A 10169-nucleotide genomic window follows, 5' to 3' on the forward strand; every position below is an offset into this window, starting at 1 on the left:
CGTGACAGTGCCCACCGACAGCAGGTAGGGCGCCGTCCCGCACGACGAACGAGGAGAAGCGCGCCTCGCCGCCGCCGGTCCTCGGTAGTGGCTCCCGGGAGTGACTCCCGGGTGCTTCGATCGAAGACCGGCCCGCACCAGACGGAGCGCCTCTCCGCCACCGTCCCTCCGCCACACGGGCGAGTGGGACGAGGACGAGGAGAAAACGCTAGTGGAGAACGAGACCCACTACGCCGAAGCCGTGATCGACAACGGTTCCTTCGGCACCCGTACCATCCGGTTCGAGACGGGCCGCCTGGCCAAGCAGGCCGCCGGCTCGGCCGTGGCCTACCTGGACGACGACACCATGGTGCTGTCGGCCACCACCGCCTCCAAGAACCCCAAGGACCAGCTCGACTTCTTCCCGCTGACGGTCGACGTCGAGGAGCGGATGTACGCGGCCGGGAAGATCCCCGGTTCCTTCTTCCGCCGTGAGGGCCGGCCCTCCGAGGACGCCATCCTCACCTGCCGCCTCATCGACCGCCCGCTGCGCCCGTCCTTCAAGAAGGGCCTGCGCAACGAGATCCAGGTCGTCTGCACGGTCATGGCGCTCAACCCCGACCACCTGTACGACGTCGTGGCGATCAACGCCGCGTCCGCGTCCACGCAGCTGGCCGGCCTGCCCTTCTCCGGTCCGATCGGCGGCGTCCGCGTCGCGCTGATCAACGGCCAGTGGGTCGCCTTCCCGACGCACACCGAGCTCGAGGACGCCGTCTTCGACATGGTCGTCGCGGGCCGCACCCTGCCGGACGGCGACGTCGCGATCATGATGGTCGAGGCCGAGGCCACCGACAAGACCATCAAGCTCGTCGAGGGCGGCGCCGAGGCGCCGACCGAGGAGGTCGTCGCCGCCGGTCTGGAGGCCGCGAAGCCCTTCATCAAGGTGCTGTGCAAGGCCCAGTCGGACCTCGCCGCCAAGGCCGCCAAGCCGACCGGCGAGTTCCCGATCTTCCTGGACTACCAGGACGACGTCCTGGAGGCGCTCACCGCCGCCGTCCGCCCCGAGCTCGCCCAGGCGCTCACCATCGCCGGCAAGCAGGAGCGCGAGGCCGAGCTGGACCGCGTCAAGAGCCTGGCCGCCGAGAAGCTGCTGCCCGAGTTCGAGGGCCGCGAGAAGGAGATCTCCGCCGCGTACCGCTCGCTGACCAAGACCCTGGTCCGCGAGCGCGTCATCAAGGAGAAGAAGCGCATCGACGGCCGCGGTGTCACCGACATCCGCACCCTGGCCGCCGAGGTCGAAACCGTCCCGCGGGTGCACGGCTCCGCGCTGTTCGAGCGTGGCGAGACCCAGATCCTGGGCGTCACCACCCTCAACATGCTGCGCATGGAGCAGCAGCTGGACACCCTCTCGCCGGTGACCCGCAAGCGCTACATGCACAACTACAACTTCCCGCCGTACTCCACCGGCGAGACCGGCCGCGTCGGCTCCCCCAAGCGTCGCGAGATCGGCCACGGCGCCCTCGCCGAGCGCGCCCTCGTGCCGGTGCTGCCCACGCGCGAGGAGTTCCCGTACGCGATCCGTCAGGTGTCCGAGGCCCTCGGCTCCAACGGCTCGACGTCCATGGGCTCGGTCTGCGCCTCCACCATGTCGCTGCTGAACGCCGGTGTGCCGCTGAAGGCCCCGGTCGCCGGCATCGCCATGGGCCTGATCTCCCAGGAGATCGAGGGCGAGACGCACTACGTCACCCTCACCGACATCCTCGGTGCGGAGGACGCCTTCGGTGACATGGACTTCAAGGTCGCCGGCACGAAGGACTTCGTGACCGCCCTCCAGCTGGACACCAAGCTGGACGGTATCCCGGCCTCCGTCCTGGCCGCCGCCCTGAAGCAGGCCCGTGACGCCCGCCTCCACATCCTCGACGTGATGATGGAGGCCATCGACCGGCCCGACGAGATGTCCCCGCACGCCCCGCGGATCATCACCGTCAAGATCCCGGTCGACAAGATCGGTGAGGTCATCGGCCCCAAGGGCAAGATGATCAACCAGATCCAGGAGGACACGGGCGCCGAGATCACCATCGAGGACGACGGCACGATCTACATCGGCGCCGCCGACGGCCCCTCCGCCGAGGCCGCCCGCACCACGATCAACAGCATCGCCAACCCGACGATGCCGGAGGTCGGCGAGCGTTACCTCGGTACGGTCGTGAAGACGACCACCTTCGGCGCGTTCGTCTCCCTGCTGCCCGGCAAGGACGGTCTGCTGCACATCTCGCAGATCCGCAAGCTGGCCGGCGGCAAGCGCGTGGAGAACGTCGAGGACGTGCTCGGCGTGGGCCAGAAGGTCCAGGTCGAGATCGCCGAGATCGACTCCCGCGGCAAGCTCTCTCTCGTCCCCGTGATCGAGGGCGAGACCGAGTCCAACAGCGGCTCCGCCGCGGGCGACGAAGAGCAGAAGGACGAAGCCGCCAAGTGACGTCCCGTGGCTTCAAGGCGACGGCCCGCACCTCCCCGGAGGCGCGGGCCGTCGCCCGTACCCAAACCCTCATCAAGGGCACGAGCGGCATCGGCACGGTCCGCAAGACCACCCTCCCGGGCGGCCTGCGCGTCGTCACCGAGACCCTGCCCTCCGTGCGCTCGGCCACCTTCGGCATCTGGGCGCACGTCGGCTCCCGCGACGAGACCCGCTCGCTCGGCGGCGCCACGCACTACCTCGAGCACCTGCTCTTCAAGGGCACCTCCCGCCGGTCCGCCCTGGACATCTCCTCCGCCCTCGACGCCGTCGGCGGCGAGATGAACGCGTTCACGGCCAAGGAGTACACGTGCTACTACGCACGCGTGCTCGACACCGACCTGCCGCTGGCCATCGACGTGGTCTGCGACATGCTCACCGGCTCGATGATCCGCGAGGAGGACGTCGACGTCGAACGCGGCGCGATCCTCGAGGAGATCGCCATGACCGAGGACGACCCCGGCGACTGTGTGCACGACCTGTTCGCGCACACCATGTTCGGCGACCACCCCCTCGGCCGGCCGGTCCTCGGCACCGTCGACACGGTCAACGCCCTCACCGCCGACCGCATCCGCCGCTTCTACCGGAAGCACTACGACCCGACGCACCTCGTGGTCGCCTGCGCCGGCAACATCGACCACAAGAAGGTCGTACGCCAGGTCCGCGCCGCCTTCGAGAAGGCCGGCGCCTTCCGGGACACCCAGGCAGCGCCCATCGCCCCCCGCGACGGCCGGCGCAGCCTGCGCACCGCGGGCCGCGTCGAGGTGCAGAGCCGCCGCACCGAGCAGGCCCACGTCGTCCTCGGCATGCCCGGCCTGGCCCGCACCGACGACCGCCGCTGGGCCCTCGGAGTCCTCAACACGGCCCTCGGCGGCGGCATGTCGTCCCGGCTCTTCCAGGAGATCCGGGAGAAGCGCGGCCTGGCCTACAGCGTGTACTCCTACACCTCCGGCTTCGCCGACTGCGGCCTGTTCGGCGTCTACGCCGGCTGCCGCCCCAGCCAGGTGCACGACGTGCTGAGGATCTGCCGCGACGAACTCGACCACGTCGCCGCCAACGGCCTGACCGACGACGAGATCACCCGCGCCATCGGCCAGCTCCAGGGCTCCACCGTGCTCGGCCTGGAGGACACGGGAGCGCTGATGAACCGTATCGGCAAGAGCGAGCTCTGCTGGGGCGAGCAGATCTCCGTGGACGACATGCTGGCCCGGATGGCGGCGGTCACCCCGGACGACGTCCGCTCCGTCGCCCGGGACATCCTGGGACAGCGCCCGTCGCTGTCGGTCATCGGCCCGCTCAAGGACAAGCAGGCCGCGCGGCTGAACGACGCCGTCGCCTGAACACCTCCCGTAAGGAAGCACAAGAGATGAGCAAGCTGCGCGTGGCGGTCCTCGGCGCCAAGGGCCGGATCGGGTCGGAGGCGGTACGGGCGGTCGAGGCCGCCGAGGACATGGAGCTGGTCGCCGCCCTCGGCCGGGGCGACAAGCTCCAGACGCTGGCGGAGACCGGGGCCCAGGTCGCCGTGGAGCTGACCACCCCCGACTCCGTCATGGACAACCTCGACTTCTGCGTGCACCACGGCATCCACGCGGTCGTCGGTACCACCGGCTGGACCGAGGAGCGCCTCGCGCGGCTGAAGGGGTGGCTGGCCCAGTCGCCGGAGACCGGTGTGCTCATCGCGCCGAACTTCTCCATCGGCGCCGTGCTGACGATGAAGTTCGCGCAGATCGCCGCGCCGTACTTCGAGTCGGTCGAGGTCGTCGAACTGCACCACCCGAACAAGGTGGACGCGCCGAGCGGCACGGCCACGCGCACGGCCCAGCTGATCGCCGAGGCCCGCAGGGCCGCCGGTACGGCCCCTGCGCCCGACGCCACGACGACGGCCCTGGACGGCGCGCGCGGCGCGAGCGTCGACGGCGTCCCGGTGCACGCGGTCCGCCTGCGCGGCCTGCTGGCCCACCAGGAGGTGCTGCTCGGCGGCGAGGGCGAGACCCTCACCGTGCGCCACGACTCCCTCCACCACAGCAGCTTCATGCCGGGCATCCTGCTCGGCGCCCGCCGCGTGGTGACCACTCCGGGCCTGACCTTCGGCCTGGAACACTTCCTCGACCTCAGCTGACCCAGAGCACCGAGCACCGAGCGGAACCGAAGCCCGAGCCCCTTATGCGCGCGAAGATCACCTACCTCGTCACGGCCGCCGTCCTGGTCTTCTACTTCGTCCTGGTCGGCAGCCGCGGCGTCATGCTTCTCCAGTCCGGCACGCCCGTGACCATCGCCTTCGGGATCGCCGTACTGATCCTGCCGGTGATCGGTCTGTGGTTCCTCTGGAAGAACACCCAGTTCGTCCGCCGGGCCAACCAGCTCGCCGCCGAACTCGACGCCGAGGGCGGCCTGCCCGTCGACGACCTCAGGCGCACGCCCAGCGGGCGCATCGACCGCGACTCGGCCGACGAGGTCTTCGCCCGGCGCAAGGCCGAGACGGAGGCCGCCCCCGACGACTGGCGCACCTGGTTCCGCCTTGCCGTGGCCTACCACGACGCCCGCGACACCCCGCGCGCCCGCAAGGCGATGCAGCGCGCCATCGCCCTGCACGACGGCAGGCCGGCCCCGGCCGCCTGACACCCGACGGCTCGGACCGTCACACACCGGTGGGTCCGGTCCGCACGTTGCGGACCGGACCCACCGGCGTATGAGGTCGAAACGGGCGCGTCAGTGGGGCCGGTGCTCCTCGGCCCACGCCTCCACCGAGTCCGCCGCCCGGTCGAAGGCGGTGACACGGCCCAGGAAGTCGGCGTTGTGGGTGGTGAGCAGCGGCGGCAGGGACCCGGCCGCCCGGCCCCGGCGGGCGAGCACCAGCGCCTGCCCCTGCACCGTGCGCGGCAGTCCGAGCCAGCGCACCGGCTGCTGCAGCGTCCGCACGCTGACGACGTCGGACCACCGCGTCGTACGGGTCAGCAGGAAGCCCACATGACGCAGCCCACGGGCGCTGACCCACACGCCCATGCGCAGCAGCCGCAGCGCGCCGGCGATGACGACCAGCGCGACGCCGAAACAGACCGCCGCGGAGGACGGGCCGTCGGTGAGCGCGATCACGACCGCCGCGAGCAGCACGAACGAGGCGAGCAGCAGCGCCAGGGCGGCAGTGCCCACCCGCCACGGGCCGGGCCGGTAGGGGCGCCGCCAGCGCTCGCGGTCGTCGAACGGCAGCGCGACGTCGTCGGCTGCGTCGAAGGCGCGGTCGGCCGTCAGGAAGGGCAGGGGCACGGCTGGTCCTCACTCCGTCCAGGCATGGGCTGTGCCCGGTGAGGCTATCCGCCTGTGTCCCCGCTCACCACCCGCGGGGGTCTGCGGGGGCGGTGACAGAGGGTGGCGGCGGCTCGGTGCGCGTGGCTCAGTGCCCGTGGGAGGCCTGCTGCGTCTGCGTGGGGGACTGGCTGCTCGACAGCGCGGGCATGCCGAGGATCAGCGAGCCCACCAGTCCCGCGACGATCGTCAGGCCCAGCAGGCAGCGCCCGGCTATCCGGGCGGCGGACGGCCGCTGCCGGGGCGGGGGAGCGACATTGCTGCGGAACCTGTCGGCCTCGGCGACGAAGGCGAACGGGACGGACTCGCGCCGACGGAACATCGAGGACACGGCTCCCTTCCGGGTCGAACGGGGGTTTCTCACCCATACAGACGCACGAGTGTCCCAAAAGGTGCCCTCTTTCCCCGAATTCTCGGATCTTCACCGAAGATGTCGCGGCCCGGCACCGAACGCCCCGATGTCAGAGGCGGCCCGTAGAGTGGGCGCCGCCCGTCAGACGTGAAGGAAGGAACCCTCCGAGCCGTGACCGACACCCCCGCCGACCACCCGAAGCCCAGCTTCCGCAGCGACGTCACCGTCGAGCTGGTCAAGCACACGGCGTCGGACGCCGACGTGCTGTTCGCAGCCCGTGTCTCGACCATCGGCGAGCAGTCCCTGGACGAGCTGAACAAGGACCCGGAGCGCTCCAAGGGCCTGATCAACTACCTGATGCGGGACCGGCACGGCAGCCCCTTCGAGCACAACTCGATGACGTTCTTCATCAGTGCCCCGATCTTCGTCTTCCGCGAGTTCATGCGGCACCGCGTCGGCTGGTCCTACAACGAGGAGTCCGGGCGCTACCGCGAGCTCCAGCCGGTCTTCTACGTCCCCGACGCCTCCCGCAAGCTGGTCCAGGAGGGCCGCGCCGGGAAGTACCGGTTCGTCGAGGGCACCCAGGCCCAGCAGGAGCTGGTCGGGCGGGTCATGGAGGACTCCTACCGGCAGGCCTACGAGGCCTACCAGGAGATGCTCGCCGCCGGTGTCGCCCGCGAGGTCGCCCGCGCGGTGCTCCCCGTGGGCCTGTTCTCCTCGATGTACGCCACCTGCAACGCCCGCTCGCTGATGCACTTCCTCGGCCTGCGCACCCAGCACGAGCTGGCCAAGGTGCCGTCCTTCCCGCAGCGGGAGATCGAGATGGTAGGCGAGCGGATGGAGGCCGAGTGGGCGAAGCTCATGCCGCTCACCTACGCCGCCTTCAACGCCAACGGACGGGTCGCCCCGTAGCCCGTGTCCCGAGCCGCCCGGACATCGCGTTTCCGCAGGTACTGATGTACGGGTCAGCCTCGTGAAGTGTCCGTATTGCGGCCTTTGTGGAAGTTCATCTAGCCTGATCAAACGGACCCGGCACTGCTTGAACCCCCGAGCAGGCAGTGCCGGGCTCCACTTTTGTCACGACTTGTCGCCTGCCCCTAGGGCAGACCCCGCACCGAGCAACGAGTAGCGTGTTACCCATGGCTCCGACCTCGACTCCGCAGACCCCCTTCGGGCGGGTCCTCACCGCCATGGTCACGCCCTTCACGGCGGACGGCGCACTCGACCTCGACGGCGCGCAGCGGCTCGCCGCCCACCTGGTGGACGCAGGCAACGACGGCCTGGTCGTCAACGGCACCACCGGCGAGTCCCCCACCACCAGCGATGCGGAGAAATCGGACCTCGTACGCGCGGTCCTGGAGGCCGTCGGAGACCGTGCCCACGTCGTGGCCGGCGTCGGCACCAACGACACCCACCACAGCATCGAGCTCGCCCGCGCCGCCGAGCGCGCCGGCGCACACGGCCTGCTGACCGTCACGCCGTACTACAACAAGCCCCCGCAGGAGGGCCTGTACCGGCACTTCACGGCCATCGCCGACGCCACCGGCCTCCCGGTCATGCTCTACGACATCCCCGGCCGCAGCGGCGTCCCGATCAACACCGAGACCATCGTCCGCCTCGCCGAGCACCCGCGGATCGTCGCCAACAAGGACGCCAAGGGCGATCTCGGCCGCGCCGGCTGGGCCATCGCCCGCTCCGACCTCGCCTGGTACTCCGGCGACGACATGCTGAACCTGCCGCTGCTCTCCGTGGGCGCGGTCGGCTTCGTCTCGGTCGTCGGCCACGTCGTCACCCCCGACCTGCGCGCCCTCATCGACGTCTACACCTCCGGTGACGTCCAGAAGGCCACCGAGATCCACCAGAAGCTGCTCCCGGTCTACACGGGCATGTTCCGCACCCAGGGCGTCATGACCACCAAGGCCGCGCTCGCCCTGCAGGGCCTGCCCGGCGGACCGCTTCGACCGCCCATGGTCGAGCTCACGCCCGAGGAGACCGAGCAGCTCAAGATCGATCTTGCCGCCGGCGGGGTACAGCTCTGACAACGAGACTTCGCGAGACCCTCTCGCACCGCCCGGCTCCACCCGGCACCCTGCCGGGAACCGGGCTCTACAACCGAACAGGCAACTGAATAAGCAGGCCACCGGTGCCTGCGCCCCACAACGACAACTGCTTCTGCACGAACGTCACGCGCGCCACGTGCCCACCGGTACGTGGCGTGTGTGGTGAGGAGAGTCTTTTGAGTCATCCGCATCCTGAACTCGGCCCGCCTCCGCCGCTCGTCGAGGGGGGCCTCCGGGTCACCCCGCTCGGCGGCCTGGGCGAGATCGGCCGCAACATGACGGTTTTCGAGTACGGCGGCCGCCTGCTGATCGTCGACTGCGGAGTGCTCTTCCCCGAGGAGGAGCAGCCCGGAATCGACCTGATCCTGCCGGACTTCTCGTCCGTCCGGGACCGTCTCGACGACATCGAGGGCATCGTCCTCACACACGGCCACGAGGACCACATCGGCGGGGTCCCCTACCTCCTGCGGGAGAAGCCGGACATCCCGCTGATCGGCTCGAAGCTGACCCTGGCCCTCATCGAGGCCAAGCTCCAGGAGCACCGCATCCGCCCCTACACCCTGGAGGTGGCGGAGGGGAACCGCGAGCGCATCGGCCCCTTCGACTGCGAGTTCGTCGCCGTCAACCACTCCATCCCGGACGCCCTCGCCGTCGCCGTCCGCACCCCCGCGGGCATGGTGGTGCACACGGGTGACTTCAAGATGGACCAGCTGCCGCTGGACAACCGCCTCACCGACCTTCACGCGTTCGCACGGCTGAGCGAGGAGGGCATCGACCTGCTCCTCACCGACTCCACGAACGCCGAGGTCCCCGGCTTCACCCCGCACGAGCGGGACATCTCCGGCGTGCTGCGCCAGGTCTTCGCCGGCGCCCGCAAGCGGATCATCGTGGCGAGCTTCGCCAGCCACGTCCACCGCATCCAGCAGATCCTGGACGCCGCCCACGAGTACGGCCGCCGGGTCGCCTTCGTCGGCCGCTCCATGGTCCGCAACATGGGCATCGCCCGGGACCTCGGCTACCTCAAGGTTCCGCCGGGCCTGGTGGTGGACGTCAAGACGCTCGACGACCTGCCCGACCACGAAGTGGTCCTGGTCTGCACGGGCTCACAGGGCGAGCCGATGGCAGCCCTGTCCCGGATGGCCAACCGGGACCACCAGATCCGCATCGTCGAGGGCGACACGGTGATCCTGGCGTCCTCGCTCATCCCGGGCAACGAGAACGCGGTCTACCGGGTGATCAACGGCCTGACCCGCTGGGGCGCCAACGTCGTCCACAAGGGCAACGCCAAGGTGCACGTCTCGGGCCACGCCTCGGCCGGCGAGCTGCTGTACTTCTACAACATCTGCCGCCCGAAGAACCTGATGCCGGTCCATGGTGAGTGGCGCCATCTGCGCGCCAACGCCGAGCTGGGCGCCCTCACCGGCGTGCCGCACGACCGGATCGTCATCGCCGAGGACGGCGTCACCGTCGACCTCGTCGAGGGCAAGGCCAAGATCTCCGGCAAGGTCCAGGCCGGCTACGTCTACGTCGACGGCCTCTCCGTCGGCGACGTCGGCGAGCCCGCCCTGAAGGACCGCAAGATCCTCGGCGACGAGGGCATCATCTCGGTCTTCGTGGTGATCGACTCCACCACCGGCAAGGTCACCGGCGGCCCGCACATCCAGGCCCGCGGCTCCGGTATCGAGGACTCCGCCTTCGGCGACGTCATGCCCAAGATCGCGGATGCCCTGGAGAAGTCGGCCCAGGAAGGCATCGCCGACGTCCATCAGCTCCAGCAGCTCATCCGCCGCACGCTGGGCAAGTGGGTCTCGGACGCCTACCGACGCAGGCCGATGATCCTCCCGGTCGTCGTGGAGGTCTGAGGCTCGAACTGGCAGCGGGGGGGGGGGGGGGGGGGGGGGGGGGGGCGCCCCCCCCCCCCGCAACGGAGCGCGCCCCCCCCCGCCCCCCCCCCCCCCCCCCC

At 70.3% G+C, this 10169-nt stretch carries 9 protein-coding genes; 7 read left to right on the forward strand and 2 right to left on the reverse strand.

Annotated features, from left to right (window positions below; genetic code table 11):
- Positions 1-211: 211 nt before the first annotated feature.
- Genes R2S09_RS13190 through R2S09_RS13205 form a run of 4 tightly spaced genes read left to right on the forward strand, consistent with a single transcriptional unit; the run spans position 212 to position 5110 of the window.
- Positions 212-2455, forward strand: a complete 2244-nt coding sequence (locus R2S09_RS13190) for a polyribonucleotide nucleotidyltransferase (protein WP_306191543.1) — start codon at positions 212-214, stop codon at positions 2453-2455.
- Positions 2452-3831 (forward strand): pitrilysin family protein, encoded by a 1380-nt coding sequence (locus tag R2S09_RS13195; protein ID WP_316741090.1) that lies wholly within the window; start codon positions 2452-2454, stop codon positions 3829-3831. The genes R2S09_RS13190 and R2S09_RS13195 overlap by 4 nt, the downstream gene beginning before the upstream one ends.
- A gap of 26 nt (positions 3832-3857) precedes the next feature.
- A complete protein-coding gene (gene dapB, locus R2S09_RS13200; RefSeq protein ID WP_306191540.1) occupies positions 3858-4610 on the forward strand; it encodes a 4-hydroxy-tetrahydrodipicolinate reductase in 753 nt (250 codons plus the stop codon).
- Positions 4611-4654: 44 nt separating this feature from the next.
- Positions 4655-5110, forward strand: coding sequence for a hypothetical protein (locus R2S09_RS13205; RefSeq protein WP_306191538.1), 456 nt, complete (start codon positions 4655-4657; stop codon positions 5108-5110).
- A 90-nt stretch (positions 5111-5200) separates the two neighbouring features.
- On the opposite strand, the gene R2S09_RS13210 is transcribed toward R2S09_RS13205, so the two are convergent.
- Together R2S09_RS13210 and R2S09_RS13215 are read right to left on the reverse strand one after the other, a co-directional pair.
- The gene (locus R2S09_RS13210) at positions 5201-5755 is read right to left on the reverse strand and encodes a hypothetical protein (protein ID WP_316741092.1); all 555 of its coding nucleotides are present in this window, start codon (positions 5753-5755) and stop codon (positions 5201-5203) included.
- Between the two features lie 127 nt (positions 5756-5882).
- Complete coding sequence (locus tag R2S09_RS13215; RefSeq protein WP_030177463.1) at positions 5883-6116, reverse strand: hypothetical protein; 234 nt, start codon at positions 6114-6116, stop codon at positions 5883-5885.
- A gap of 201 nt (positions 6117-6317) precedes the next feature.
- On the opposite strand from R2S09_RS13215, the gene thyX reads away from it, so the two are divergent.
- From thyX to R2S09_RS13230, 3 genes are all read left to right on the forward strand, one after another.
- The gene (gene thyX, locus R2S09_RS13220; RefSeq protein WP_306191536.1) at positions 6318-7058 is read left to right on the forward strand and encodes an FAD-dependent thymidylate synthase; all 741 of its coding nucleotides are present in this window, start codon (positions 6318-6320) and stop codon (positions 7056-7058) included.
- A gap of 227 nt (positions 7059-7285) precedes the next feature.
- Positions 7286-8185 (forward strand): 4-hydroxy-tetrahydrodipicolinate synthase, encoded by a 900-nt coding sequence (dapA, locus tag R2S09_RS13225; RefSeq protein WP_316741095.1) that lies wholly within the window; start codon positions 7286-7288, stop codon positions 8183-8185.
- A gap of 197 nt (positions 8186-8382) precedes the next feature.
- Positions 8383-10068 (forward strand): ribonuclease J, encoded by a 1686-nt coding sequence (locus R2S09_RS13230; RefSeq protein WP_316741097.1) that lies wholly within the window; start codon positions 8383-8385, stop codon positions 10066-10068.
- Positions 10069-10169 lie beyond the last annotated feature (101 nt).

The organism is Streptomyces sp. MK7 (genome assembly GCF_032658145.1).
In the GTDB taxonomy this organism is placed as follows: Bacteria; Actinomycetota; Actinomycetes; order Streptomycetales; family Streptomycetaceae; genus Streptomyces; species Streptomyces spiralis.